Raw genomic sequence first — 23880 nt, 5'->3', positions numbered from 1 at the left:
GCCTCTTCCGGCGGGGGGTCGGCGCGCGGGTCGACGCGGGAGCGGGGCGCGGGGGGGTCGGCGCGGGGGCGGGGCGCGGGGGGGCGGCGCGGGCGGGGCGCGGGGTCAGAAGCCGCGGGTGCGCTTCGCCGCCCGGCGCGGGAGCAGCACGTGCGGGGTGTCCCGGTCGCTCGCGCCGGGGTTCTTCAGGAACAGCCGGGCCACCTCGCCGCCGAGGTTGACGCCGATGGCCAGCGCCAGCGCCAGCGCGACCGCCCGGGAGGCGGAGACCAGCCCCGTCCCGGCGTGGCCCTGGGCGAACGCCAGCATGCCGAGGTAGAGCGCCGAACCGGGCATCAGCGGTCCTATCGCGGCGGTCACGTACGGCAGCGCGGAGGCCGACCGGTAGCGGGCCAGCAGCTGGCCGAACAGGCCGACCAGGCCCGCCGCCAGGCCGGTGGCGACGATCGCCGAGACGCCCGCGTTGCGGGTGAGCACGCCGTACGTGGTCCAGCCGATCGCGGCGTTCGTCACCACCATCGGCAGCGCGCGCCGGTCGGTCTGCAGCAGCATCGCGAAGGCCAGCGCCAGCACCACCGCGGCGACCAGCTGGACCGGCGGGTTGGCGGTGCCGCCCAGGCTCTCGTCCGGCTTGAGCCGGGCGTTGTAGTTGACGCCGACGTACAGCACCAGCATCACGCCGATGACGATGCCCGCGATCAGGTACATCACCTCCAGCAGCCGGGCGGCGGCGGTGATGTAGAAGCCGGTCAGGCCGTCCTGGACGGCGGCGACCATGGCCCGGCCGGGCAGCAGCGCGAACAGCCCGCCGGTGATCACCACCGAGCCGCGCAGGTGCAGTTCGTTGAAGGACAGCAGGATGCCGCAGAGCGCGGCGGGCATCGCCGCGATCACGAACTGGTAGAACTCCGGCAGCCCGCGGCGGGCGATCGCGGAGGCCAGCCGGTCGCCGACCACGGCGGTGGTGAACGCGGAGACGAACACCAGCCAGGCCGTGGAGTCGATCTGCCCGCCGACCAGGAAGGACGCCGCCCCGGCCAGCAGCCCGGTGGCCACCGCCATCAGCCACCCCGGGTACGGGTGCCGGTTGCGGCGGATGCCGGCCAGCCGCCGGTACGCGTCGTTGACGGTGACCTGCTCGGCGGTGATGTCGGCGACCAGCTCGTACACGGCGGCCAGCCGGGTGTAGTCGGAGGTGCGGCGGCGCACCACCCGGTCCGCGGTGACCGGCGGGTCGATCAGCGAGGGCTGGTGGGAGATCGAGATCAGCGTGAAGGTGACCTGCGGTTCGCAGTGGTCGAGCCGGTACGCGTGCGCGATGCCGAGCATCGCGGCCTCCACGTCCTCGGCCGCCTCGCCGCTGGCGAGCAGCAGTTCGCCGATCCGCAGCGACAGGTCGAGCACCCGCGGCACGTTGCGCTGGGCCTGCGCCCCGGCGGCGGGGTGGAGTTCGCGGGGGGTGCGCTCGAACGCCGGGCGCTCGGCCATCGGCGTCCGCAGCAGGGTGCGCATCCGGTCCGGCCAGGGGGCGTCGCCGGGGGCGCCCTTGTGCAGCTCGGCCAGGTCGAGGCCGTGCGACGGGGTGTAGCCGGCCGCGTTCCACTCCTCGGGCGTCAGGGTGTCCTGGAGGAGCGGGTTGCGGCGGGCCCGGACCGGCTCCGCGGCCTCGGGCGCCGACTGGCGCCCGAGCAGGCCCTCGGTCTGCACCGGCTCCGGCGCGTGCGGCACGCTGACGGTCCGTTCGATCGGCGGCGCGTCCGGCCCGAGCAGCCCCTCGGTGGGCGGCGCTTCCGGTGCCGGCACGCCCTCCGGCTCGCGATCGGACACGGCGCTTCCTCCACCACCCCGGCCGCCCGCCCGGTCGGGGCCGCCTCCTGGCCTCCACCTTGCCCGATCAGCGGCGACGGTGCGAACAACCGGCCGCGTGGGACCCGCCACCCCGGCCGGGCCGCCCCGCCCCGCCACCCCGGCCGGGCCGCCGCACCGCCGTCCCGGCCCCGCCGCACCGCCTCCCCGCCGCCGTCGCGCCGGTCGGCGACCGCCCGGGGACATGCCTCGCCCCCTTCCGGGATGAAAACCCGCGAACCGGACACAATGACCGGTTATGAGCGAGCAGCGGACGGCGGCCGACGGCCCGACGGCGACCGAGGACCCCGGGGAGGGCGGCGGCGAGAGCGTCACCACGGTGGTCGTCGCGGGCCTGTGCAACCTCGGCATCGCCCTGGCCAAGGCCGTGGCGGGCGCGATCAGCGGCTCCAGCGCGATGCTCTCCGAGGCCGCGCACTCCTTCGCCGACACCGTCACCGAGGTGCTGCTCTTCCTCTCCCTCAAGCGCAGCACCCGCCCCGCCGACGACAAGCACCCGCTCGGCTACGGCCGCGAGCGCTACCTGTGGGCGCTGCTCGCCTCCTTCGCCACCTTCGTCGGCGGCGCGGTGTTCTCGATCCACGACGGCATCCACACCTTCCAGTACGGCGAGGAGCTGGGCAGCCCGGCCCTCTCCTACCTGATCCTGGCCGTCGCCTTCGTCCTGGAGTCCGTCTCGCTCTCCCGGACGGTGCGTCAGCTGCGCGACGAGACCCGGCGGCTCGACGTCGGCGGCTACCGCTACCTGCGGCACACCTCCGACACCGCCGTGAAGGCCGTCTTCCTGGAGGACTGCGCCGCCCTGGTCGGCCTGCTGTTCGCCTTCGGCGGCCTGCTCGGCGCCCAGCTCACCGGCGACGCCCTGTGGGACGGCCTGGCCTCCGTCCTGATCGGCGCCCTGCTCGCCTGGGTGGCCTACGTCCTGGCCCGGGACAACGCCTCCCTGCTGATCGGCCGCTCGCTCCCCGAACGCTACGAACGCGCCATCACCGAGGCCCTGACCGCCCAGCCCCAGGTCGTCCGGGTCCTCGACCTGGTCACCAGCGTGCACGGCCCCGACGACGTCCTGGTCGCCGCCAAGGTCGACTTCGCCGACCTCGCCACCGCCACCGACATCGAGACCGCCTGCGACCGCGCCGAACGCGCCGTCCGCCGGGCCGTCCCGTCCGTCACCCGGGTCTACCTCGACCCCACCCCGCCCCGCGGCTGACGCTCAGAGGGCGGCGGTGTCCAGGACGAGGCCGAACGGCTCCGGGAGCCGGATCTCCGCGCCGAACGGGTGCGGGCCGTCCACCGCGGCGTAGCCGAGGTCGTGCGGTTCGGAGAACAGGGTGCACTCACGGGCCTGCCGGTCGACGAGCAGGTGGAGCGGCGCGCCGTACTGGGCGTAGCGCTTGCGCTTGGTGACGCGGTCGGTGTCGCCGCTGGACTCGGAGGTGACCTCGACGACCAGCAGGGTCTGGTCGGGGGTGAGGGCGGCGGCGCCGAGCGCGAGGTCGTCGGGGACGACGGCGATGTCGGCCAGGTACCAGTTCGGGGAGCCGGGCAGGTCGAGGTTGCCGGAGCCGCTGACGCAGCCGAGTTCGTCGATCCGCGCGTCGAGTTGCCGCCGGATCCGCGCGACGACGCGCTCGTGGTCCCACATCGGTGACACCAGGACGATCCGCCCTTCGACGACCTGGGCCCACCGGTGGTCGATGAGCTGCACGGCGTACTTCAGCGCCGCCTCGTGGTCCACGTCGCCGTAAGCGATCGGCTGCGCAGTCATGGCCGGCTCCCTCGCTCGCGTGCGGTCCCCACCACGGACGCCCCGCCTCCCACCGTACCCGGTCCGGAGCAGCGGCATCCGCCGTCCGGACCGGGTGGGTGCCCCGGGGTCAGAGCTGGTAGGTCTCGGCGATCTCCCGGTGGCGGGCCGGATCGGCGCCCGCCGCTTCGGCGAGGGCGGGCCAGGCCAGGGGGTGGGGCAGGTGGGCGGTGAGTTCGGTGAGGAGGGTGTCGGCCCGGGCGGCGGTGCCGGTGGGCGGGACGCCGAGGGCGGCGTAGATGCCGGGGAGGCCGTTCTCGTCGCCGGCCGGGTCGGCGATCCGGTACTGGTCGCCGCTGTAGACCCAGACCGCGTACCCGGCGGCCCGGAGGGCGTCGCGCAGGGCGTACCAGTCCTCGTCCGCGGGGCGGCCGCCGTCGATCCAGTAGGTGGTGTAGCCGGCCGGGTCGAGCAGGGTGAGGAACTCGAAGACCGGGTGCCAGTCCGCGGCGTCCGGGGAGCCGGGCTCCGGGCGGTCGTTGAGGACGGCCGGGGAGAAGACCGCGACGTCGCCGTGGTTGAGGTCGAGGTCCTCGCCGAGCACCGGCAGCACCCGGGCGGTGGCCGGGCCGGTGCGCAGGGCGGGCAGGTCGGTGGTGGTGCCGTTGGCGCGGGGGACGCGCAGTTCGATCAGCTGCCACTCCTCGTCGACGGGGCCGCTGTCGGTGTCGAACTCGATGCCGATCCGGGCTCCGGCGGCGCGGACGGCCGCCCAGTCGCGGTTGGCGGTGGCGGCGGTGGCCAGGTGCCACAGGTCGGGTTCCTGGACGGTGCGGTGCGCCTGGTCCTCGCCGGCCTCGGCCGGGTCGAGGGCGTGCGCGAGCAGGTCCTCGTACAGCCGCTGGGCCTCGGCGTGGTCGCCGCGCCGGGTGGCGGCGGTGGCGGCGAGCCGGCGGGTGTTGAGCGCCTCGGGCGAGTGGACGAGGACGGCGGCGCACTGTTCGCCGACCTCGGCCCAGCGGCCCTGGGCGGCGGCCCAGCGGGCCCGCAGCCAGTGTCCGTCGGCCGGTTCGCCGGCGGCGGCCAGCCGGGTGGCCAGCCGGTCGACGCCCTCGCCGTCCTCGGCGTCGATCAGCAACTGGCCGAGCATGCCGGTGAGGTACTCGTGGCCGGGGTCCAGCTCCAGTTGGGCCCAGGCGAGTTCGGTGACGGCCCGGGTGTGGCCGAGCGCGCCGAGGGCGCCGGCCAGGTTGACCACCAGGACGGTGTCGGGCCGCTCGCCGCGGGCCAGCGCGGCGGCCAGCAGGTCGGCGCCGGTCTCCGGGTCGGGCCGGTGCTCGGCCAGCCACTGCGGCAACTCCTCGACCGGGACCGGTAGTTCGGGTCGGGGCAGGGCCTCGGCGGCGGCCCGCAGCGCGGCCACCTGCTCGGCGACGCCCGCGGTGCTGCGGAGCTGTCCGAGCTTGCGCGCGCCGGTGCCGGCCAGCGTCAGGGCGACCTCGCGGGCGCCCCGGGCGAGGGCCAGCCGGCCGGCCCGCAGCACCAGGTCGAGGCAGGGGCGGTGCGAGCCGGCCGCGTCCAGTTCGCCCGCCCAGGAGGCGAGTCGGGCGCCGAGCGCGGCGTCGTTGTCGAACTCCCCTGCGTCGGCCAGCAGTTCGACGGCGGCGGACCAGCGGTGCCGGATGTCGGGGTAGCGGTCGGCCTCCTCGGCGTCCGGCAGCAGCTCCCGCGCGGGGCCGGTGCGGCCGAGCGCGGCGAGCTGGAGGGCCCGGCCGGAGGCGAGCTTGCGCCGGTCGTCGTCGTCCAGCCGGTTCCCGGCGGCGACGTGGGCGCGCTCGGCGGTGTCGTAGGCGTCCAGCGCGTCCTGGTGGCGGCCGAGCCGGTGCAGCGCGGAGGCGCGGCTGTGCACGAAGGAGAGCGAGATCCGCTCGCCGGCCGCCGTGATCCGGGTCTCGGCCCGGTCGAGGTGGGTCAGCGCGTCCGCGGGGCGGCCGTCGTCCTCCAGGGTGTCGGCGTACTCGCGGGACAGGCAGTCGAAGCAGGCCCGGGCCGGTTCGACCCGCTGGAGCGCCTCCTCCAGCACGGCGAGCCGCTCCGGGACGTAGCCGGGGCCGTCGATGTTGGCGTGGCAGATGGTGAAGTCCTGGACGGCGCAGACCGACTGCGGGCAGGACGCGGTCTCCTCGCGGTGCGCGAACTCCAGCAGCGACACCGCCTCGGACATCGCGGCCTCGCCCTGGTGGCGCTTGTTGAGCAGGTTCTGCAGCCGCCAGTGCCGCAGGAACACCTCCACCCAGGGCAGTCCCAGCGCCCGCGCGGAGGCCAGCGCCTCCGGGAACACCGCGTCCAGCTGCTCGTTGCGGCCGTCCACCGCGTGCCCGACGATCTCGGCGATCGCGTCGGCCAGCCGGTGCTGGCCGGACTCGGCGAGCTGCCGGTGGGTGTCGTGCACCCAGGACCAGATGTCGGTGGTCATCGTTCCTCGTCCCCCTGCGGAAGGTCTGCGGTGTCCGCGATGTCGGTGGAGATGGTGTCGGGCACCGCCGACAGGCCGGCGGCCGGGACGGCGGCGGTGAGCGCGGCCACCGCGGTGGAGATCCCGGACAGCGCGGCCCCCAGGTCGCCGGCCGCGGAGCCGGAGGCCGCCGCCATGATGACCTTCAGCGAGCGCAGCAGCGCGGCGGCGGTGGCCGCCCCGGTGTGCCCGTCCCGGTAGGCGGCCAGCAGGTCGCGGACGGCGGGCGAGGCCAGGTTCAGGTAGAGCCGGGCCCTGACCGCGCCATCGGTGCGGGCGGTGAACGCCCGCGCCAACTGGAGGGCGGCGGACGGGATCCGGGCGTCCGCCCGGTCGTCCTCGATCCGCGCCTTGAGCTCGGCCTCGCGGTCCGGCACCAGCACCAGCGGCAGGCCGGGCGGGTCGAACCTGGCGGGCACCAGCTGCTCGCCGTCCTCGGTCAGCGCGGCGGTCAGCCACGCCTGCTGCTCGGCGGGCAGCGGCACGTCCGGGGCCCGGAACAGCTCCCGGTTGCCGCTCTCGCTGCCCAGCTCGACGATCCGGCAGTCCCGCAGCCGGGCGTAGCGGCGCAGGAACGGCAGCACCGCGTACCGGTCGCCGCGGGCGATCGGCACCTGCATCGCCCGGTAGAGCATCTCCTCGAAGCCGCCGCCGCTGCCCAGCGCCACGTGCACCGCGCCGGAGCCGGCGGCCCGCAGCGCGCCGGCGGTCAGCTCGCCCTGCGAGGTCGGGACCGGGACGTCGTCGGCGAGCAGGGTGAACAGCCGGTCGTCGCAGAGCGCGGCGCCCAGCAGGTCCTGGCCGTGCCGGGCCAGGATGCGCCGCCAGGCGGCCGGGTGCAGCCGGGCGGTCTCGTACAGGCCGTCCACGATGGCGTCGGCGAGCGCCTGCTGGAGCGCCCGGTAGTGCTCGTCGCGCTGGAGGTCCTCGCGGCTGGCGGTGGGGGTGAGCCGGGTCGACTCGACCACGCCGCCGATGAACCCGGCCCAGCTGGGCAGCAGGTCGCGGGCGTCGTCGGCGAGCAGCATGCCGCGCAGGTAGACCGCGAGGTCCCGGTTGTCGCTGGACCCGTAGGTGCCGCCGTCCTGCACCCAGAGCAGCCCGACCGCGTCGGTGCGGCCCTCGACGGGCGCCACCGGGAAGGCGGTCAGCGGCTCGAAGCTGCGGGAGAACGCGGCGGCGAACCGCATCCGGTGCAGGTGCGGCGAGCCCGGCACGTCCTGCCGCCAGGGCACCACCACGTCGTTGACCGGCTCCTCGTCCGTCCCGACGTGGACCGGGATCGGCAGCAGCACGCAGTACCGGGCCAGCACCTCCCGCAGCGCCTGCTCGTCCGCGAGGTGCGCGTGCTCGGCCTTCAGCCGCAGCCGGACCACCGTCCCCGGCCCGGACCGCGCCGGGGCCGGCTCCACGCTGTACTGCTCGCCGCCCCGGCTGCGGTAGGTGTGCGCGGCCGACGGCTCGCGGTGCGAGGCGGTGGTGACGGCCACCTCCTCGGCGACCGAGAACGCCGAGAGGAAGCCCAGGCCGAAGGCGCCGATCAGCTCCTGGTTGCCGGTCAGGTCGCGCAGCATCCGGGTGTAGCCGGTGCCGACGGTCGCCAGGTACGCGTGGATCTCCGGCTCGGTCAGCCCCGCCCCGTTGTCCTCGATCGCCACCGTCCGCGCCGCGGTGTCCCCGCTGACCCGGATCAGCGGGCGGTACTCCCCCTCCGGGTCCTCCAGCTTCCGCCGGGTGTGCGAGTCGTGGGCGTTCTGCACCAGTTCGCGCAGCGCCACCAGCGGGGTGGAGTAGAGGTGGGTGGCGAGCACGCCGACCAGGCCGCCGAGGTCGACCTCGGTGGTGCGGAGATTCGCCGAGTTCTCGGCGGCGGGGAATTCGGCGCCACTTCCGTCGGCACCGGAAGCGGGGGGAAGGCCATCAGACATGAGGCCACAGTGTGCCAGTACGACAATCGGGCGACCACTGTTTTCCGATGTCCGGTTCCTGTCGATCCTCGGTCAACTCGCCGTTGACGCGCGGAACTCGCCGACAGCCCGCGCCGGACGGTGAACTCCCTTGTCAGGACGGTGTTCCACGCATCCGGCCGGTCACCGCGGGTTCCCGGACTATTCCCCGGGAGTGACACCTTCGAGCGAACCCGCGTGCCCGCACTGGAACCCGAACGGCCCAGTGGGCAATCCTGATGACGCGACGCCAGGAACCGACGCGAACGGGGCGGCCACCCCGCAGCGTCACATTCGCACCAGTTAGCAGGGAGACCACCGTGTCCCGTATTCGCGCAGCCGCCGTCGTCACCGCCCTCGGGGCGTTCCTCCTCGCGGGCGTCGGCACCGCCGCCGCCGACAACGGCGCCGGCGCCGACCACGCCTCCAACAGCGGCGTGGTCAGCACCATCGGTTCCGGCAACATCGTCGGCCCCGTCCACGGCAACGCCAACGCCACCCAGCAGACCGCGACCGGCTCCGGCGCGAGCAACCAGAACAACACCCTCGGCGTGACCGACAACGCCGGCGGCGTCGGCGCCCTCCAGTCCAACGCCAACCTGGCGCACACCGTGTACTACCCGTTCGTCCTCTACTAGGCCCCCCTTTTCGGATCCTGCCGACCGCGACAGCGCTCCCACGGCCGCCCCGGGCACCGCGCCCGGGGCGGCCGCGCGGCCGCCCGGCCTGCTCGCGCCCGGTCCCGGCAGCCATGGACACCGGAAGCTACCGGCGATTAACTTGGCTGCGCGACCAGCCGCCGCCGAAGGGAGCGCACCGTGCGCCGCACCGTGTACAACGAGGACCACGAAGCGTTCCGGGAGACCATCCGGGACTTCATCGCCAACGAGGTCGTCCCGGTCTACGAGAGCTGGGAGGAGGCCGGCCACCCGCCGCGCGACTTCTACCGCAAGCTCGGCGAGCTCGGCGTGTACGGCATCGAGGTCCCGGAGGAGTACGGCGGCGCGGGCGAGACCGGCTTCAAGTACCAGGCGGTGATCTACGAGGAGACCGCCCGCGCGGGCGTCACCTTCGGCTCCTCGGGCGTGCACACCGGCCTGGTGCTGCCGTACCTGATGGAGTACGCCTCCGAGGAGCAGAAGCGGCGCTGGCTGCCGGGCTTCGTCTCGGGCGAGATCATGACCGCGATCGCGATGACCGAGCCGGGCGCGGGCTCCGACCTGGCGGGCATCGCCACCACGGCGAAGCTGTCCGCGGACGGCACCCACTACGTCCTCAACGGCGCGAAGACCTTCATCACCGGCGGCGTGCTGGCCGACCTGGTGCTGGTGGTCTGCCGCACCGCCCCGTACGACCCGGCGGACCGCCGCGCCGGCCTGTCCATCCTGTGCGTGGACACCGCGTCCGAGGGCTACGCGGTCGGCCGCAAGCTGCAGAAGATCGGCCTGCGCACCTCGGACACCGCGGAGCTGTCCTTCTCCGACGTCAAGGTCCCGGTGGAGAACCTGCTCGGCGAGGAGGGCCGGGCGTTCTCCTACCTGACCCACAACCTGGTGCAGGAGCGCCTGGCGATCGCCGTCGGCGCGTACGCCTCCGCGGCGGCCGCGGTGCAGTTCGCGGTGAAGTACGTCAAGGAGCGCAAGGTGTTCGGCAAGGCCGTCGCCGAGTTCCAGAACACCAAGTTCTCGCTGGCCGACTGCCAGGCCCAGGTGCTCGCCCAGCAGGCGATGGTCGACCAGGCGCTGGAGCTCTACCAGAACGGCGAGCTGACGGTGGCGGACGCCGCCGCGGCCAAGCTGTTCTGCACCGAGTCGGCCTCCGAGGTGATCGACAGGTGCCTCCAGCTGCACGGCGGCTACGGCTACATCCTGGAGTACCCGATCGCCCGGCTCTACACCGACAACCGGGTGTTCCGGATCTACGGCGGCACCAGCGAGGTCATGCGGACGATCATCGCCAAGTCGCTCGGCCTGTAACCGCGGGCACGGCGGAGGCGGGCACCCGGCCGGGTGCCCGCCTCCGGGCCGTTCCACCACCCGCTCGGTCGGTCGGTCGACGTCAGTTGACGCTGCTGCGCCAGGCCTCCCGTCCGGCCGCCGAGGCGGCCCTCGCCTGGTGGAAGGTGCGCTGCGCCATCTCGGCGGGGTGGGTCTCCAGGGTCCGCACCCAGCCCCGGCCCGCGCTCACCAGGGCGGCGCAGACCAGCGCCGTCCCGGCCAGTGCGACGACGGCGCCGATCCCGGTGAGGCCCGCGCCGACGGTGAGCATGCCGCGGTTCACCTGGAAACCGCCGACGGTGAATTTCTGTTTGGTCGCCATAGGGCCACCATCGGCCCGCTCCCCCGGCCCCGCACGCCGAGCGGGCCGTCCCTTAACCCCTGCGCGTGATCCAGCGCGCGACACGCGCGGGCCCCCGCCTAGGGTCGGCCGCGGGGCCCGGTCGGCGGGCCCGGTGGTGCGGGGGCCCGACGGAGGAGAACGCGATGACCGAGCAGCCGACCCGGATCGACCTGAACGCCCTGGCCGAGGAGCACGCCGCCAAGGCCGCCGCCAGCCCGCACGGCCGCAGCGCCCACCTGCTGCTGCACGACGGCGTGCTGCGGCAGACCGTGATCGCGCTGCGGGCGGGCGCGGTCCTGGACGAGCACAACGCCCCGGTCGCCGCCAGCCTGCAGGTGCTGCGCGGCCGGGTCGCGCTGACGGTGGCGGGCCGCCGCCAGGAGGCCGGTCCGGGCGAGCTGCACACCGTCCCGCAGGAGCGGCACGGCCTGGTCGCCCACACCGACGCGGTGGTGCTGCTCACCGCCGTCACCGCCTGACGCCCGGCGCCCCTCGCCCCCGCCCGCCTCCGGTCCCGTCCGCCTTCGAGCCGCGCCCGCCTCCGGCCCCGTCCGCTCTCCGGCCCCCGTCAGCCCCCGGCCCGGCCCAGCACGTCGCCGGAGACCAGGGAGAGGCCGCGCAGGTAGTCCTCGCCGCTCGGCGCCAGTTCGGGGCCGATCATCCACTGGGCGGCCTGCCCGAGCAGCAGCGACTGGTAGAAGACGCCCCGGGCCAGCTCCTCCGGGGTGTCCGCCACCTCGCTCCGGCCCTGGAACAGCGCGGCCAGGCCGAGCCGGCCGTCCTTCTGCGCCGCGGCCAGCCGCTCGGGCAGCCCCGGCAGGTGGTCGAGCTGCCCGAGCAGCTCGAACTGCACCGTCCACAGCCCGCGGTGCTCGGCGAAGCTGTCGCGCACCGCGTTCCAGGCCCGGACGAAGCGCTCCTGCGGGTCGTCGACCTCCGCGGCGGTGGTCAGGGCCGCGCCGATCGAATCGCCCCACGTCTCCATCGCGCCGATCAGCGCCTCGATCAGCAGGGCGTCCTTGGAGCCGTAGTGGTAGCCGATCGCGGCCAGGCTGACGCCCGCGCCGGTGGCGATGTCCCGGGCGGTGGTGCGCCCGTAGCCCTTCTCTTGCAGGCAGCGGGCGGCGCTGGCCAGCAGGTCCTCACGATTTCCCATGCCCCGATGCTAGCCCGTCCAAGACGGATGTCTTGCGCGCACGTCTGAAACGATTGAATTAGACGCTTGTACTAGACAGGCGTGCAAGACGTCCGTACAGTCGCCGTCATGACCACCGACGACCGCACCACCCACCGCGCCGGCCGCCGCGCCTGGCTGGGCCTGGCCCTCCTGCTGCTCCCGACCCTGGTCCTCGCCATGGACATGGGCGTGCTGTTCTTCGCCGTCCCCTTCATCGCCACCGACCTGCACCCCAGCGGCACCCAGCAGCTGTGGATCATGGACATGTACTCGTTCCTGCTCGCCGGGCTGCTGATCCCGATGGGCGCGCTGGGCGACCGGATCGGCCGGCGCAGGCTGCTGATCGGCGGCACCGCCGCCTTCGCGGCCGCCTCGCTGGTCGCCGCCTGGTCGGACGGGGCGGGCCGGCTGATCGCCGCCCGGGCGCTGCTCGGCATCGCGGGGGCGGTCTTCGGGCCCTCCACGCTGGCCCTGATCCGCAACATGTTCCCCGACCCCAAGCAGCGGCAGGCCGCGATCGGCGCCTGGAGCGGCGTGATGATGGCCGGCGCCACCCTGGGGCCGGTGATCGGCGGACTGCTGCTCGACCACTTCTGGTGGGGCTCGGCCTTCCTGATCGCGGTGCCCGCGATGCTGCTGGTGATGGTCCTGGCCCCGGTGCTGCTCCCCGAGTACCGCGCCCCGCGGCGGGGCCGCTTCGACCTGCTCGGCGCGGCCCTCTCGATGGCCGCCGTGCTGCCCGTCGTCTACGGGATCAAGACGCTCGCGGTGGACGGCTGGAGCCCGCGGCCCGCGCTGGTGCTGGCCCTCGGGCTGCTGGTCGGCGCCGCCCTGGTGGTCCGGCTGCGGACGGCCGCGGACCCGCTGATCGACGTCACCCTGTTCCGGATCCGCACCTACACCGGCGCGATCACCGTCAACACCATCGCGATGTTCGCCATGATGGGCTTCACCCTCTTCACCTCCCAGTACCTCCAGTTGGTCAAGGGCTACAGCCCGCTCGCCGCCTCGCTCTGGGCGCTGCTGCCCAGCGTCGGCGTCGGCGCGGCCGTCGGCGGGTTCGGCGCGCTGGCCGGCCGGGTGCGGCCGGCCGTCCTGCTGGTCGCCGGGTTCCTGGCCGCCGCCGCCGGGTTCGTCGCGATGGCCCTGGTCGGCCCCGGCTCCTCGCTCGCCCTCCCGCTGGTCGCCGCCGGCGTGATCGCGGCGGGCTCGGTCGGCACCATCAGCATCACCGGCGAGATGGTGCTCTCCGCCGCCCCCGCCGACCGGGCCGGCGCGGCCGGCGCCACCTCCGAGACCGCCCAGGAGCTCGGCAGCTCGCTCGGCATCGCCCTCCTCGGCGCGGTCGGCGCGGCGATCTACCGCTCCCGGATGGCGGACGCCGCCCCCGACGCCGCCCGCGACACCCTCGGCGGGGCCGTCACCAGCGCCGCCCGGCTGTCCGGCGACGCCGCCGACCGGCTGCTGACCACCGCCCGCGACGCCTTCGCCGACGGCATGCACGTCGCCGCGGTGGTCGGGGTCCTGGTGATGCTCGGCGCCGCGCTGGCCGCCCACCTGCTGATGCGCCACCTGCCGGTGCCCGGCACGGCGGACGCGGAGCCGGCGGAGAAGGCGCTCGCCGCGTAGGCGCGCGGTCGCGCCCGACCGGGCGCGGGGAACCGCGCGAGCGGGCCCGAACGGACCGCGGGGCCGCGACGGAACGGCAGGCCACTGCCCTTCCCGCGGCCTCACCGGCGTCCACCCGCCGCCGCGCGCGGCCCCTCGCGCTTCCGGTCCGTCCGTGCGTGCCGCTCCCGCTCGGCCTAGGGTCGCGGTATGGCGGCGGAGGACGCGGGGCCGGAGGAGCAGCCGGAGGAGCTGGACTACCGGTTCACCCTGGCCAACGAGCGGACCTTCCTGGCCTGGATCAGGACGGCGCTGGCGCTGCTCGCGGGGGCGGTGGGGCTGGACCAGTTGACGCCGGACCTGGCGCCGGTGCCGGTGCGGGTGGTGCTCTCGGTGCTGCTGGCGGTGGGCGGGGCCGGGCTGGGGGTGGCGGCCTACCGGCGGTGGGTGCGGGTGGAACGGGCGATGCGGGCGGGCGGTCCGCTGCCGGCGACCCGGATCATGCCGGTGCTGACGGTGTGCGTGGCGCTCGCGGCGGCGGTGTTCTCGGTGCTGATCGTCGGCTGGTCGCGGTGAGCGCCGCCCCGCGCGATCCGGGCCTCCAGCCGGAGCGGACGCTGCTGGCCTGGAGCCGCACCGCGCTGGTGCTGGCCGCGGACGCGCTGCTGGTGCTGCGGACCGGCTACCTCCGGGGGTCGCCCGGACTGGCGGCGCTGGGCGGGGTGTTGGCGCTGGCGGCGGCCGGGCTGTACGCGCACGGGGTGCGGCGGCGCGGTGCGGTGGAACACGATCCGCACATTTCGGCGGGCCGGTGGTGGATGCGCGGGCTGACCGCGACGGTGGTGCTGGCGGCGGGCGGGACCGCCTGGTCGGTGCTGGTGAACACGGGTAGATGAGGCCCCGGGGGCGGTTTCCGGGGCCGGACGGGTGGTGCAGACCACATGACTCGGATCACCTGTTTTTCGGCGGCTGTTTGCCGACCGGTGTATACGTTCGCCGACAAGGCCAGGCATACTGGCCGAGTCGGGCGTTCCGTCCGACCCAGACGTCACAGCGAGAACTTCCATGAAAGGACCGGTGGTCAGGGATGTTCCGTAACGGTCTTGAGCCCTGGCACATCATCATCGTCCTGGTGGTGCTGGTCCTGCTGTTCGGCTCGAAGAAGCTCCCCGAGATGGCCCGCGGTCTCGGCAAGTCGATGCGCATCCTGAAGGCCGAGACCAAGGCCCTGCGCGAGGACGACGCCCCCGTCGAGGCCCAGAACGGCACCGCCGCCTCGCAGGCCGAGCAGGTCCGCCCGGCCGTCGAGCCGGTCGTCGTCACCAAGACGACCGAGACGACCACGAAGTCGACCACGGCCTGACGCCGCGTCGGCCCCCGGCCGACCCGCCCGCCGTACCGGAGCCCCCGGCCCGTCGCCCCGACGGACCGGGGGCTCCGGCGTGTCGCCGCACCCGGGTGGCTGACCGTTTTGTTCTGGTATCTCCTGGTATTCACCTGACGGCGGATCACCTGGGAGGCACCGGATGGCGGCGGACCCGTCGGGCGATCGGGAACTCGCGGAGCTGCGCGAACGGATCGCCGTCCTGGAGCACCGGGAGCACCGGGAGCAGGGGCCGCCCCGGCGGGAGCACCACCGGGTGCGGTCCTTCTTCGCGGTGCTGCTGATCGTGCTGGCCGCGGTGCTCACCCCGCTCGGGGTGGTCGCCGCGTGGAGCAAGTCGCAGGTGACCGACACCGGCCGGTTCGTGTCGACGATGGCGCCGCTGGCCTCCGACCCGTCGGTGCAGAACGCGCTCACCGACCGGGTGACCACCGCGGTGATGCAGCAGCTGCCGATCACCGACCTGCTGAACGACGTCGCCCCCGCCGACCGGCCGCTGCTGGACGCCGCGCTGGGCCGGCTGGGCCCCGCGCTGACCAGCGGGCTGACCGGGTTCGTCCACGACCAGGTGCTGCGGTTCGTGCGGTCCGACGCCTTCGCCACCCTCTGGACCGGCGTGCTGCGCAACGCGCACGCCGCGTTCGACAAGGTGCTGACCGGACAGGGCGGCGGGGCGGTGCAGGTGCGGGGCGACACCGTCAGCCTGGACCTGGCGCCGGTGATCGCCGCGGTGAAGGACCGGCTGGTGGCCAACGGGCTGGGGCTGGCCTCGAAGATCCCGGAGGTGCACACCGACTACACGCTGGTGCAGTCGGACGCGGTGCGGAAGGCGCAGACCGGGCTGCGGGTGCTCGACCTGGCCGGGTTCTGGGTGCCGGTGCTGGCGGTGCTGTGCGCGGTCGGCGGGGTCCTGCTCGCGGTGCGGCCCCGCCCGGCCACCGTCGGGGCGGCGCTCGGGATGGCCGCCGGGGCGGTGCTGCTGGGCGCCGGGCTGAGCGTGTTCCGGACGGTCTACCTGGACAAGCTGCCCGCCGACGTCGACCAGGCCGCCGCGATGGCGGTGTACGACACCCTGGTGCGCTACCTGCGGGCGGGCATCCGGATGGTGCTGGCGCTGGGCGTGGTGATCGCGCTGGCCGCCTGGCTGACCGGGCCCGGGCGGCGGGCCGGCCGGGTGCGGCGGCTGTGGGGCTCCGGCCTGGGCGCGGTGCGGCAGGCCGCCGAGGGGCTCGGCCTGCGGCTGGGCCCGGTCGGCCGGTTCGCGCACCGCTGGAAGTCCTGGCTGGGCTGGGGCGCGGTCGTCGCCGCCGCCGTCGTGCTGCTGACCTGGAGCTACCCGACCGCGGCCGTGGTGCTGTGGATGGCGCTGGTGCTGCTGGCCTTCCTGGCCGTGCTGGAGTTCCTGGACGCACCCGCCGACGCCCCCGCCGACGGCTCGGCCCGGCCGCCCGCCGGACCGCCGGGACCGCCCGGACCGGCGGCCGGTCCGCCCGCCGACGAGAAGGCCGCACCGGCGTGAGGGAGGCGGCCCGGACGTACCTCGCCCTGCTGGGCGGCCCGGTGCTGCTGCTGACGGCCTACTTCACGGTGCCGCTGGGCTGGTTCGGGCCGCACCACGCGGCGGTCAGCTGGGCGGTGTTCGGCACGCTGCTGGCCGTGCTCGGCGTCGGGCTGCTGCGCGAGGCGCGGATGCAGGTGCTCGGGCGGTCCCGGCACCCGGCGCCGCGGATCCTGACCCTGCTGTGCGGCGCGCTGGTGGTGTTCGCCGCCGCCTACCTGGGGATGTCCCGGCAACCCGGCGAACTGGACGGGCTGATCACCAAGGTCGACGCGCTGTACTTCACGGTGATCACCATGGCGACCGTCGGGTACGGCGACATCCACCCGTCCGGGCAGGCCGCCCGGATCGTGGTGATGCTCCAACTGCTGTACACCTTCGTCTTCCTGACCACCGGGGTGACCGCGCTGACCCGGCAGGTGAAGACCCGGGCGGTACGGCGGGCCCGGCACGAGGAGTAGCGCGGGTCAGTCGTCCTGCTGGGAAGCCTGGGCGTGCACCGCGGCGACCAGGGCGCCGAGCCGGACCTGCCAGCCCGCCAGCAGCGGGGCCGCCGCGGCCTTGTGGCGCTGGAGGTCGCGGACCAGCTTCTGGGCGTCCTTGAGGGAGTCCTCGGCGTCGGACGGGTGCCGGTCGTTGACGGCCCGGGTCGCCTCGTCCAGCAGCCCGGTCAGGTCGTCCTGCTTGTCCCGGTCCCTGCTGAACTCGGCCTGCGCCACGTCGGCCCGCAGCTGGGCGAGCTGGCCGACCAGGGCGCCGCCCTTGGGCGACGTGGAGGGCTTGGGCGAGGTGCTGGGCTTCCCGGACGCGGACGTCGACGGGGACGGGGAGGCCGACGGCGACGGGGACCGCGACGGGGGCGGGGCCGCGGTGGTGGCGGCGGCGGCCGTCGGCGCGGGGGTGGACGCGGCCGCCGGGGCCGGGTCGCCGCCGCCGCTGAGCGAGAACGCGACGATGCCCGCCACGCAGACGAACACCGCCGCGCCGACGCCCGCGTACACCAGCGGGTTGCGGCCGTGCCGGGGCGCGGGCTCCTCCTCCGCGAAGCGGGACGGGGAGAGCAGCGGGGCCGCCACCGGCGGCAGCACCGAGGTGCGCTGCGGCTCGGCCCACGGCTGCTGCGGCTGCGGCTGCGGCGGGTACGGCTGCTGCGGCGGGGCCGGGAACGGCGGCGGGGCGGCGGGGAAGGCGGTCGCGGGGACGGGCGGCAGCACCTGGGTCGCGCCGCCGAGCAGCTCGGCGGCCCGGTCGACCGGCCCGGCCGGGACGGCGGCCAGCAGTTCGGCGGCGGCGGACCGCGCGTCGGCGGGGCGCTCGTCCGGGTGCTTGGCCAGCAGCCGGAGGATCGCGGCGTCCAGCGCGGGCGGCACGTCGGGGCGGTGCGCGGAGACCGGGAGCGGGTACTCGGTGACGTGCTTGAAGGTCACCGCGACCGGGGTGTCGGCGGTGAACGGCGGGGCGCCGGCCAGCATCTCGTACAGCACGCAGCCCACCGCGTACAGGTCGGCGCGGCCGTCGACCTGGCCGGCGGTGGCCTGTTCCGGGGAGAGGTAGGCGGCGGTGCCCAGCACCGAGGCGGTCTGGGTGAGCTGCTGGCCGGCCGAGGAGCCGGCCCGGGCGATGCCGAAGTCGACGACCTTCACCCCGCCGTCCCGGGTGATCATGATGTTGCCGGGCTTGATGTCCCGGTGCACCAGGCCCTGGGCGTGCGCGGCGGCCAGCGCGTCCAGCACCGCGGCGGCGGTGCCCACGGCGCGCTCCACCGGCAGGACGCCCTGCTCGGCGATCACCCGGCCCAGGGTCGCGCCGTGCACCAGCTCCATCACCAGGTACGGGGAGCCCTGGTCGACGCCGGAGTCGAAGACCGTGACGATCCGCGGGTGCGCCAGCAGCGCGGCCGACCGGGCCTCGCGGGCGAACCGCTCGGCGAACCGCGGGTCGTCGGCCAGGCCGCCGTTGAGCACCTTGACCGCCACCGGGCGGCCCAGCTGGTGGTCCAGGGCGCGGTACACCGTGGCCATGCCCCCGACGCCGAGGATCTCGCCGAGCTCGTAGCGCCCGTTCAGTGCGCGTCCGATCATCGGATGTTCCCTCCACCTCGGTCCGGCAACCCGTGAACCATAGCGGGCCCGGCCGGGGCCGGTTCAGGGGCGCTGGACGAGCAGGGCGGCGGTCAGGGCGGCCAGGGCGGCGGCGAGCAGCGCGCGGGCCCCGCGCGGCGGGCCGCTGCCCAGGGTGCGGCGGGCGGCGCGGGCGGCGGCGCGTTCGGCGGCGGGCGAGGTGCGGGGGAAGGTCATCGCGAGCTCGCCCGGAGGTGCGGTCGGTGGGTCACCGTGGCTCCAGGGTGTTCGGGCGGTACGGGCGGGCCGGGCTCCGGACGGACGGTGGACCCGGGGGAGCCCGGCCGCCCGTCCGGAGCGGTTCCCCGACCGGCGGCGGACCCGGGGGAGTCTTCGGCCGGTCGGAGCTGTCCCGGACGGACGGGGCCCGGGGGAGCCCGTCGTCCGTCCGGAGTCTCGGTGTCAGTCCTGGCCGCTCCCCCCGTCGGACGGCCGGTCGGATCCGGTGCGCCCCCACCGGCCGGTCGGGAACGACGGCCAGGACGGGGCGGACGGGCCCGGGGCGCTCGACCGGCCCGGGGCGGTCGAGGGCCTGCCGCGACCCTCCCCGCCCGGCTGGTCCCAGCCGTGCGCGGCGAGCAGCGCGCAGAAGCCGGCCACCTTCTCCGGGGCGCCGGCCGCCTTCAGCAGCTCGGCCAGCTCCGGGACGACGGCCGCCTCCCGGGGCCGGCTGCCGGACGCGACCCGCCCGGCGAAGCCCTCGCACAGCCGCACCAGGTCCGGCAGGTCGGCCGGGCCGGTGGCGGACGGCGCGGGGGGCCGGGTCGGGCTGCCGCCCGGGCGGGGGGCGCCCGTCGGCGGCCGGCCGGTGCGCTCGGCACCGGGGCTCCCGGACGCGGTGGCGGGCGCGGGGGTGGACGGCGCGGGCGCGGGCGCGGTGCCGGTGGCCGTCGGGGACGGGGACGGGGCGGGGCCGCCCAGGGCCTCCGGCAGCCGGCCGTGTCCGGCCGCGACCGCGACGCCGCCCACGGCGGTCACCCCCAGCGCGACGGCCACGGCCTTCGCGCTGAGCGCCCGTGCGAGCGCGGTGTCCGCCATCTTCCGTCTCCGGTACTGCGTCGGGGCCGACTGGTGACGAGCCTGCCGGAACGCGGCCACGGCCTCCTCCTCGCCGGGCAGCGGGCCGTCGCCGGCCGCCCCGCCCGTCGCGGCGGCGGCGAGCAGGGCGGCGAGCTCCGGCCGTCCGGGCGCGGACCGCCGTCCGGCGGAGGGGTCCTGACCGGCCTCCGGGTCGACCGTGGCGCCGCCGAGCAGTTGCTCGGCGGCGGCGCGATCGATCCGGCGGGATCGGTTGGTGCTCATCTCATGTCCTTCAGCGTCGGCACCTGCGCCGGTGTCACACCCCGCGCGGAAACTTTTTCCCCGGCCGTTCCCCCGGCCGTCCCGGCAGTCGTCCCACCTGCCGTCCCACCTGCGACTCCACCCGCTGCTCCACCGGCCGCCCGGCGGGGCACCCCGGCCGCCGCTCCCCCGCTCTGCTCCAGCACCCGGGCCAGCCGCTTGAGCCCGCGGTGGGCGGCCATCCGGACGCTGCCGGAGCGCTTGCCGAGCACCTTCGCGGCGCTCTCCGCGTCCAGTCCGAGCACCACCCGCAGCAGCACCGCCTCGGCCTGGTCGGGCGGCAGCGAGGCGATCAGCGCGAGCGCGTCGGAGGTGGCGACGGTGGCCATCGCCTGGCCCGCGGTGTCCTCGGCGGCGGCCAGTTCGGCCAGGTACTCCACCGGCAGGTCGGCGACCGGTCGGCGGCGCACCCGGCGCAGGTGGTCCATCGCCCGGTTGCGGGCCACCGTCGCGGCCCAGCCGCGGAACCCGTCCGCGTCGCCGCGGAAGCCCGGCAGGTCGCGGGCGATCTGCAGCCACGCCTCGGACGCGATGTCCTCGGCGTCCTCGGCCCGCCCGCCGACCAGCACCCGCAGGTAGCGCAGCAGCCCCGGCTGGACGGCCCGGAACAGGACCCGGAACGCCTCCTCGTCGCCCGCCTGGGCGGCGCGGACGGCCGCGGCGAGGTCGGCCCGCCGGGCGGGCGGACGGTCCGGTCCGGAGGGGCGGTCGAGCCGCTCCCCGTCGTCCGCCCCGTGGTGTTCAGCTCTGTGCACCCGCCACATCATGCGCCATCCGGGGGAACGCTCCCACCGCCGGGGCGCGGCCCGGCCGGTGACGGACCGGTGGCGGAACCCGGCCCGCCCGGCGCGGGGCCGAACCGGCCCGACGGGCCGTCAGCCCGGCCCCGTGTCCCGGGCCGCAGGGCCCGAACCGGACCGACCTTCGTCCCGCCGGCCGCTGTCCTTCGCCCGCGGTCCGCCCCCGCCCGCCCGCCATACCGTGCAAATACGGGGCAATCCACCCCGATTCCACCCGTGGACGAGGAGGCCGGGAACCGGCATGCGCACCGCCCAGGAGCTGTACACGACGGGGATCCGCGACCACTTCGCGCCCGCCCTGCGCGGGCTCGGCTTCCAGGGCTGGCGGCACTCCTTCTCGCTGCCCGACCGCGAGCGCTGGGCGGTGCTCGGCGTGCACGCGGTGGTCGGCGACGGGCGGGTCCGGTACACCGTCAACCTGTCCGTCACCGACAAGGCCGCCTGGGATCGGCGCAGCATCCGTCCCGACGCCAACTCCCCCACCGGGCTGGAGCGTTGGCACTCGCACATCGGCGAGCTGCTGCCGGTCGGCGGCGAGGTCTGGTGGGAGGTGGCGCCCGGGCCGCGCTGGCTGATCGCCGTCGAGGACTCGGTGGCCGCCGTCCGCGGCTACGCGCTGCCCGAACTGCGCCGCCGGCTGGCCGCCGACGACCGCGAGCGGTACCTGGGCCAGGCCGAGCTCGACGGCGTCAACGGCGCCCTCGCCGCCGCCCACCTGGCCCGCATCCAGCGCGCCGAACTGACCGGCGGTGCGCTGGAGTTGCACGGCGCGTGGAGTCGGCACGACCCGGCCGCGCAGGCCGTCCTGGCGGGCGCCGCCCGCGGCTTCCTCTCCGTCCGGGACGCCCGCTTCCACACCGTCCGGGCGCTCGACACGCTCGGCCGGACGCTCTGGGAGTTCCGCCGCCCCGAGGACGGGAACCATCCCGGTGCGAGCTGAGTCCCTGTCAGTGGCGGTGCGCCGGAGCACCGGTGCGGCGCACGGGACGAACCGCGGGGGGCGGACATGACGGGGACGACGGTGGCAGCGCACGAGGAACGGCGGCTCGACTGGGACGGCTGCCTGAACGTCCGCGACCTCGGCCTGCTGCCCACCCGGGACGGGCGGCGCACCCGCGCCGGCGCGGTGGTCCGCGCCGACAACCTCGACCGGCTCACCGCCGAGGGCCAGCACGCACTGCTCGAGTACGGCGTGCGCACCGTCGTCGACCTGCGCGACGCCGCCGAGTACCGGCCGCTGCTGCCCGCCCCCGACGGCGTCGACCTGGTCCGCGTCCCGCTCGACGCGCTGGCCGGGCCCGGCTGGTGGGCCCGGTTCGGCGCGCTGGACGGCACCCCGCTCTCGTTCCGCCCCTACCTCGACCACTGCCGGCCGGCCGTCGCCGAGCTGGTCGCCGCCGTCGCCCGGGCCCGCCCCGGCGCCGTCGTGGTGCACTGCGGGGCCGGCCGCGACCGCACCGGCCTGGCCGCCCTGGTCCTGCTCGCCCTGGCCGGGGCCACGCCCGCCGCGATCGCCGAGGACTACCTGCTCTCCGCCGCCAACCTGCGGCCGATGTGGGCGCTCCTCGACCGCCCCGAGGAGGAGGCCGGCATCGCCCGCGTCCTCGCCGACGCCGACACCACCCCCGAGCGGGCGCTGCACGAGGTCCTCGCCGAGTTCGACGCCGAGCAGTGGCTGCCCGCCGGGGACGTCGCCGCCGTCCGGGCCCGGCTGCTGGGCTGAGCCCCGGACCGGCCGGGCAGCGGCTTAATCGCTCGCGGCGCGGCCGGGCGGCGCAGGATACTGCCCGGCATGACGGACTTCTCGCTGTTCGACACCCGCGGCTACCCCACCGTCGACGTCCGCACCGGCTACGCCGGGTGGGTCGACAGCTACGAGAGCACCGTGCCGGACGCGATGGACCTCGACGTACTGGCGGCGCTCGCCGTCCCGCGCTGGGCCGACGCCGCCACCGCCGTCGACCTCGGCTGCGGCACCGGCCGCACCGGCGCCTGGCTGCGCGGGCGCGGCGTCGGCGCGGTGGACGGGGTCGACCTCACCCCCGAGATGCTCGCCCGCGCCCGCGAGCGCGGCGCGCACCGGCGGCTGGTCGAGGGCGACCTCGCCGCGACCGGCCTGGCCGCCGGCGGCTACGATCTGGCCGCCTGCTCCCTCGTCGACGAGCACCTCCCCGACCTCGGCCCGCTCTACCGCGAGGCCCACCGGCTGGTCCGTCCCGGCGGCCTGTTCGTGCTGGTCGGCCTGCACCCCGCCTTCATCATGGCCGCGGGCATGCCCACCCACTACGACGGCCCGGACGGCCCGATCGCCATCACCACCCACGTCCACCTGGTCAGCGACCACCTCACGGCCGGGCTGGCGGCGGGCTGGCGGCTCGCCGAGATGCGCGAGGAGGTGGTCGGCGACCGGTGGACGGCCCTCAAGCCCACGTGGGAGCGGCACCGCGGCCAGCCGGTCTCGGCGGCGTACGTCTGGCGGAGCGAGCAGCCCTAGCAGGAGCGCGGGCGGGGGCGTCCCGGCCGCGCGGCCCGTCACCAGCCGGAGTTCGGGGCGGTCACGACCCGGGTGCGGCCGTCCGCCCGGGCGGCGAGGGCCGCTTCGAGGCGCAGGGCGCGGGCCGGGCCGACCAGGGCGAGCGCCTCGGGGACGGGGGCCCAGCGGTAGGCGTCGAGTTCGCCCGGCGGGAGGGTGATCGGGGTGTCGGCCGGGAAGACGCCCAGGTCGAAGAGGAAGTGGCAGGCGGGGTGGTCGAGTTCGCCGCTCGGGTTGGTCCAGGCGACGGTCAGCAGGTCGCCGGCCTCGCGGTGCAGCCCGGTCTCCTCGTGGAGTTCGCGGGTCGCGCACTGCCGCGGGTCCTCGCCGAGGTCGACGGTGCCGCCGACGAACTGCCAGCCGGGGCGGTAGCCCGGCTTGACGATCAGGACCCGGCCGTCGGGGTCGGTGATCAGGCAGCCCGCGGCGGCGTAGACGCGGTGCAGGGAGGCGAGCCACTCCTCGCGGGAGGCGAACTCGGGGGTGTCGGCCATGGCGCTCCTTCGGCGGGGGCGTGAATCTGCGGCCCCACTCTCCCACCCCCGCCGGGGTGTCCGCCGGGGCGTCTCAGTGCGCCGAGTGCCGTTCCGCGCCGCGGTGCCGGTGGCCCGGCAGGTCGGGGTGGGGGGCGGGCCCGTCGGCCGGGCCGACCCCGGCGGGCACCCGGTGGCCGCCGTGGCCGAACGGCTCGTCGCCGTGGTGGGGGCCGGTGCGGGCGGCGAGGGCGCCACCGGCCTGCGGCGGCGGGGCGAGGGGCGCCGGATCGGCGGCCATGCCGCGCTGCTCCAGCAGTTCCCGGGCGCCCCGGCGGAGCATCGCCGTCCGGTCGGTCGATCGCTCGGTCATCGTCGATCTCCCTTCATTCCCCCATCAGTCCGACATGCCCGTTATCGACGCGTGTACACCCGGGCGCACCGGTCCCCTTGGCGGAACGGCCGGATCGGG

The 23880-nt window shown here is 75.9% G+C and carries 25 protein-coding genes; 13 read left to right on the top strand and 12 right to left on the bottom strand.

The genetic code is table 11. The features are described 5' to 3' along the window. Window positions 1-105: 105 nt before the first annotated feature. Window positions 106-1827 (bottom strand): threonine/serine exporter family protein, encoded by a 1722-nt coding sequence (locus ACIP60_RS15440; RefSeq protein WP_400683974.1) that lies wholly within the window; start codon window positions 1825-1827, stop codon window positions 106-108. A gap of 277 nt (window positions 1828-2104) precedes the next feature. Between ACIP60_RS15440 and ACIP60_RS15435 the strand changes: the two genes are divergently transcribed. After that, window positions 2105-3076, top strand: coding sequence for a cation diffusion facilitator family transporter (locus ACIP60_RS15435; protein ID WP_400683972.1), 972 nt, complete (start codon window positions 2105-2107; stop codon window positions 3074-3076). A gap of 3 nt (window positions 3077-3079) precedes the next feature. Here ACIP60_RS15435 and ACIP60_RS15430 read toward each other — a convergent pair whose 3' ends face one another. The 3 genes from ACIP60_RS15430 to ACIP60_RS15420 all read right to left on the bottom strand — a co-directional run bounded on the left by ACIP60_RS15430 (window position 3080) and on the right by ACIP60_RS15420 (window position 8056). Continuing rightward, on the bottom strand, window positions 3080-3634 hold the full coding sequence (locus ACIP60_RS15430; protein WP_400683969.1) for a Uma2 family endonuclease: 555 nt from the start codon (window positions 3632-3634) through the stop codon (window positions 3080-3082). Between the two features lie 109 nt (window positions 3635-3743). Beyond that, a complete protein-coding gene (locus ACIP60_RS15425; RefSeq protein WP_400683967.1) occupies window positions 3744-6089 on the bottom strand; it encodes a hypothetical protein in 2346 nt (781 codons plus the stop codon). Next, complete coding sequence (locus tag ACIP60_RS15420; protein ID WP_400683965.1) at window positions 6086-8056, bottom strand: ATP-binding protein; 1971 nt, start codon at window positions 8054-8056, stop codon at window positions 6086-6088. The genes ACIP60_RS15425 and ACIP60_RS15420 overlap by 4 nt, the downstream gene beginning before the upstream one ends. Window positions 8057-8394: 338 nt before the next feature. Here ACIP60_RS15420 and ACIP60_RS15415 point away from each other — a divergent pair, with 338 nt between their 5' ends. Together ACIP60_RS15415 and ACIP60_RS15410 are read left to right on the top strand one after the other, a co-directional pair. Continuing rightward, on the top strand, window positions 8395-8712 hold the full coding sequence (locus tag ACIP60_RS15415; RefSeq protein WP_400683963.1) for a hypothetical protein: 318 nt from the start codon (window positions 8395-8397) through the stop codon (window positions 8710-8712). Window positions 8713-8892: 180 nt separating this feature from the next. Then, entirely contained in the window at window positions 8893-10050 is a 1158-nt protein-coding gene (locus ACIP60_RS15410; protein WP_400683961.1) for an acyl-CoA dehydrogenase family protein, read from the top strand. 82 nt (window positions 10051-10132) lie between these two features. Here ACIP60_RS15410 and ACIP60_RS15405 read toward each other — a convergent pair whose 3' ends face one another. Further along, window positions 10133-10393, bottom strand: a complete 261-nt coding sequence (locus tag ACIP60_RS15405; protein WP_100837588.1) for a hypothetical protein — start codon at window positions 10391-10393, stop codon at window positions 10133-10135. 164 nt (window positions 10394-10557) lie between these two features. Between ACIP60_RS15405 and ACIP60_RS15400 the strand changes: the two genes are divergently transcribed. Then, complete coding sequence (locus ACIP60_RS15400; RefSeq protein ID WP_111553824.1) at window positions 10558-10893, top strand: cupin; 336 nt, start codon at window positions 10558-10560, stop codon at window positions 10891-10893. An 89-nt stretch (window positions 10894-10982) separates the two neighbouring features. Here the strand turns inward: ACIP60_RS15400 and ACIP60_RS15395 are convergent, their stop codons facing one another. Further along, window positions 10983-11570, bottom strand: a complete 588-nt coding sequence (locus tag ACIP60_RS15395) for a TetR/AcrR family transcriptional regulator (RefSeq protein WP_400683958.1) — start codon at window positions 11568-11570, stop codon at window positions 10983-10985. A gap of 108 nt (window positions 11571-11678) precedes the next feature. Here ACIP60_RS15395 and ACIP60_RS15390 point away from each other — a divergent pair, with 108 nt between their 5' ends. From ACIP60_RS15390 to ACIP60_RS15365, 6 genes are all read left to right on the top strand, one after another. Next, a complete protein-coding gene (locus tag ACIP60_RS15390) occupies window positions 11679-13220 on the top strand; it encodes an MFS transporter (protein WP_400683956.1) in 1542 nt (513 codons plus the stop codon). A 189-nt stretch (window positions 13221-13409) separates the two neighbouring features. After that, on the top strand, window positions 13410-13775 hold the full coding sequence (locus ACIP60_RS15385; protein WP_400683953.1) for a YidH family protein: 366 nt from the start codon (window positions 13410-13412) through the stop codon (window positions 13773-13775). Next, window positions 13772-14095: a DUF202 domain-containing protein gene (locus tag ACIP60_RS15380; RefSeq protein ID WP_400683950.1), complete on the top strand. Its 324-nt coding sequence runs from the start codon at window positions 13772-13774 to the stop codon at window positions 14093-14095. The genes ACIP60_RS15385 and ACIP60_RS15380 overlap by 4 nt, the downstream gene beginning before the upstream one ends. Before the next feature lie 191 nt (window positions 14096-14286). Next, the gene (gene tatA / locus ACIP60_RS15375; RefSeq protein ID WP_400683947.1) at window positions 14287-14562 is read left to right on the top strand and encodes a Sec-independent protein translocase subunit TatA; all 276 of its coding nucleotides are present in this window, start codon (window positions 14287-14289) and stop codon (window positions 14560-14562) included. 163 nt (window positions 14563-14725) lie between these two features. After that, a complete protein-coding gene (locus ACIP60_RS15370) occupies window positions 14726-16102 on the top strand; it encodes a hypothetical protein (protein WP_400683944.1) in 1377 nt (458 codons plus the stop codon). Further along, a complete protein-coding gene (locus tag ACIP60_RS15365; protein ID WP_400683942.1) occupies window positions 16099-16602 on the top strand; it encodes a potassium channel family protein in 504 nt (167 codons plus the stop codon). The genes ACIP60_RS15370 and ACIP60_RS15365 overlap by 4 nt, the downstream gene beginning before the upstream one ends. Window positions 16603-16608: 6 nt before the next feature. On the opposite strand, the gene ACIP60_RS15360 is transcribed toward ACIP60_RS15365, so the two are convergent. The 4 genes from ACIP60_RS15360 to ACIP60_RS15345 form a co-directional block, all read right to left on the bottom strand. Next, window positions 16609-18222 (bottom strand): protein kinase, encoded by a 1614-nt coding sequence (locus tag ACIP60_RS15360; protein ID WP_400683939.1) that lies wholly within the window; start codon window positions 18220-18222, stop codon window positions 16609-16611. Between the two features lie 63 nt (window positions 18223-18285). Continuing rightward, the gene (locus tag ACIP60_RS15355) at window positions 18286-18438 is read right to left on the bottom strand and encodes a hypothetical protein (RefSeq protein ID WP_400683936.1); all 153 of its coding nucleotides are present in this window, start codon (window positions 18436-18438) and stop codon (window positions 18286-18288) included. A gap of 225 nt (window positions 18439-18663) precedes the next feature. After that, window positions 18664-19563 (bottom strand): hypothetical protein, encoded by a 900-nt coding sequence (locus tag ACIP60_RS15350; RefSeq protein WP_400683933.1) that lies wholly within the window; start codon window positions 19561-19563, stop codon window positions 18664-18666. Beyond that, window positions 19560-20366 carry an RNA polymerase sigma factor gene (locus ACIP60_RS15345; protein WP_400684206.1) on the bottom strand — a complete coding sequence of 269 codons (807 nt, stop codon included), beginning with the start codon at window positions 20364-20366 and terminating at the stop codon, window positions 19560-19562. Before ACIP60_RS15345 ends, ACIP60_RS15350 begins: the two co-directional genes overlap by 4 nt. A gap of 277 nt (window positions 20367-20643) precedes the next feature. Here ACIP60_RS15345 and ACIP60_RS15340 point away from each other — a divergent pair, with 277 nt between their 5' ends. The 3 genes from ACIP60_RS15340 (at window position 20644) to ACIP60_RS15330 (ending at window position 22896) form a co-directional block, all read left to right on the top strand. After that, on the top strand, window positions 20644-21342 hold the full coding sequence (locus ACIP60_RS15340; protein WP_400683931.1) for a hypothetical protein: 699 nt from the start codon (window positions 20644-20646) through the stop codon (window positions 21340-21342). Between the two features lie 81 nt (window positions 21343-21423). Beyond that, window positions 21424-22125 (top strand): tyrosine-protein phosphatase, encoded by a 702-nt coding sequence (locus tag ACIP60_RS15335; protein WP_400683929.1) that lies wholly within the window; start codon window positions 21424-21426, stop codon window positions 22123-22125. Between the two features lie 69 nt (window positions 22126-22194). Further along, entirely contained in the window at window positions 22195-22896 is a 702-nt protein-coding gene (locus ACIP60_RS15330) for a class I SAM-dependent DNA methyltransferase (RefSeq protein WP_400683927.1), read from the top strand. A gap of 38 nt (window positions 22897-22934) precedes the next feature. On the opposite strand, the gene ACIP60_RS15325 is transcribed toward ACIP60_RS15330, so the two are convergent. Both ACIP60_RS15325 and ACIP60_RS15320 read right to left on the bottom strand, forming a co-directional pair. Then, window positions 22935-23429: an NUDIX hydrolase gene (locus ACIP60_RS15325; RefSeq protein WP_111553811.1), complete on the bottom strand. Its 495-nt coding sequence runs from the start codon at window positions 23427-23429 to the stop codon at window positions 22935-22937. Window positions 23430-23502: 73 nt separating this feature from the next. Next, on the bottom strand, window positions 23503-23781 hold the full coding sequence (locus tag ACIP60_RS15320; RefSeq protein WP_400683924.1) for a hypothetical protein: 279 nt from the start codon (window positions 23779-23781) through the stop codon (window positions 23503-23505). Between the last annotated feature and the right edge of the window lie 99 nt (window positions 23782-23880).

The organism is Kitasatospora sp. NPDC088783 (assembly GCF_044750705.1).
In the GTDB taxonomy this organism is placed as follows: Bacteria; Actinomycetota; Actinomycetes; order Streptomycetales; family Streptomycetaceae; genus Kitasatospora; species Kitasatospora fiedleri.
The sequence above is the reverse complement of the archived record's forward strand: the minus strand, read 5'-3'. Positions and strand labels throughout refer to the sequence as shown.

Bases quoted from the DNA above. Each gene is read 5' to 3' on its own strand.
- ACIP60_RS15405 (WP_100837588.1), bottom strand. From the start codon at position 10,393: ATGGCGACCAAACAGAAATTCACCGTCGGCGGTTTCCAGGTGAACCGC.
- ACIP60_RS15420 (WP_400683965.1), bottom strand. From the start codon at position 8,056: ATGTCTGATGGCCTTCCCCCCGCTTCCGGTGCCGACGGAAGTGGCGCC.
- ACIP60_RS15390 (WP_400683956.1), top strand. From the start codon at position 11,679: ATGACCACCGACGACCGCACCACCCACCGCGCCGGCCGCCGCGCCTGG.
- ACIP60_RS15360 (WP_400683939.1), bottom strand. From the start codon at position 18,222: ATGATCGGACGCGCACTGAACGGGCGCTACGAGCTCGGCGAGATCCTC.
- tatA (WP_400683947.1), top strand. From the start codon at position 14,287: ATGTTCCGTAACGGTCTTGAGCCCTGGCACATCATCATCGTCCTGGTG.
- ACIP60_RS15355 (WP_400683936.1), bottom strand. From the start codon at position 18,438: ATGACCTTCCCCCGCACCTCGCCCGCCGCCGAACGCGCCGCCGCCCGC.
- ACIP60_RS15340 (WP_400683931.1), top strand. From the start codon at position 20,644: ATGCGCACCGCCCAGGAGCTGTACACGACGGGGATCCGCGACCACTTC.
- ACIP60_RS15385 (WP_400683953.1), top strand. From the start codon at position 13,410: ATGGCGGCGGAGGACGCGGGGCCGGAGGAGCAGCCGGAGGAGCTGGAC.
- ACIP60_RS15430 (WP_400683969.1), bottom strand. From the start codon at position 3,634: ATGACTGCGCAGCCGATCGCTTACGGCGACGTGGACCACGAGGCGGCG.
- ACIP60_RS15325 (WP_111553811.1), bottom strand. From the start codon at position 23,429: ATGGCCGACACCCCCGAGTTCGCCTCCCGCGAGGAGTGGCTCGCCTCC.
- ACIP60_RS15370 (WP_400683944.1), top strand. From the start codon at position 14,726: ATGGCGGCGGACCCGTCGGGCGATCGGGAACTCGCGGAGCTGCGCGAA.
- ACIP60_RS15425 (WP_400683967.1), bottom strand. From the start codon at position 6,089: ATGACCACCGACATCTGGTCCTGGGTGCACGACACCCACCGGCAGCTC.
- ACIP60_RS15350 (WP_400683933.1), bottom strand. From the start codon at position 19,563: ATGAGCACCAACCGATCCCGCCGGATCGATCGCGCCGCCGCCGAGCAA.
- ACIP60_RS15330 (WP_400683927.1), top strand. From the start codon at position 22,195: ATGACGGACTTCTCGCTGTTCGACACCCGCGGCTACCCCACCGTCGAC.
- ACIP60_RS15400 (WP_111553824.1), top strand. From the start codon at position 10,558: ATGACCGAGCAGCCGACCCGGATCGACCTGAACGCCCTGGCCGAGGAG.
- ACIP60_RS15320 (WP_400683924.1), bottom strand. From the start codon at position 23,781: ATGACCGAGCGATCGACCGACCGGACGGCGATGCTCCGCCGGGGCGCC.
- ACIP60_RS15345 (WP_400684206.1), bottom strand. From the start codon at position 20,366: ATGTGGCGGGTGCACAGAGCTGAACACCACGGGGCGGACGACGGGGAG.
- ACIP60_RS15435 (WP_400683972.1), top strand. From the start codon at position 2,105: ATGAGCGAGCAGCGGACGGCGGCCGACGGCCCGACGGCGACCGAGGAC.
- ACIP60_RS15395 (WP_400683958.1), bottom strand. From the start codon at position 11,570: ATGGGAAATCGTGAGGACCTGCTGGCCAGCGCCGCCCGCTGCCTGCAA.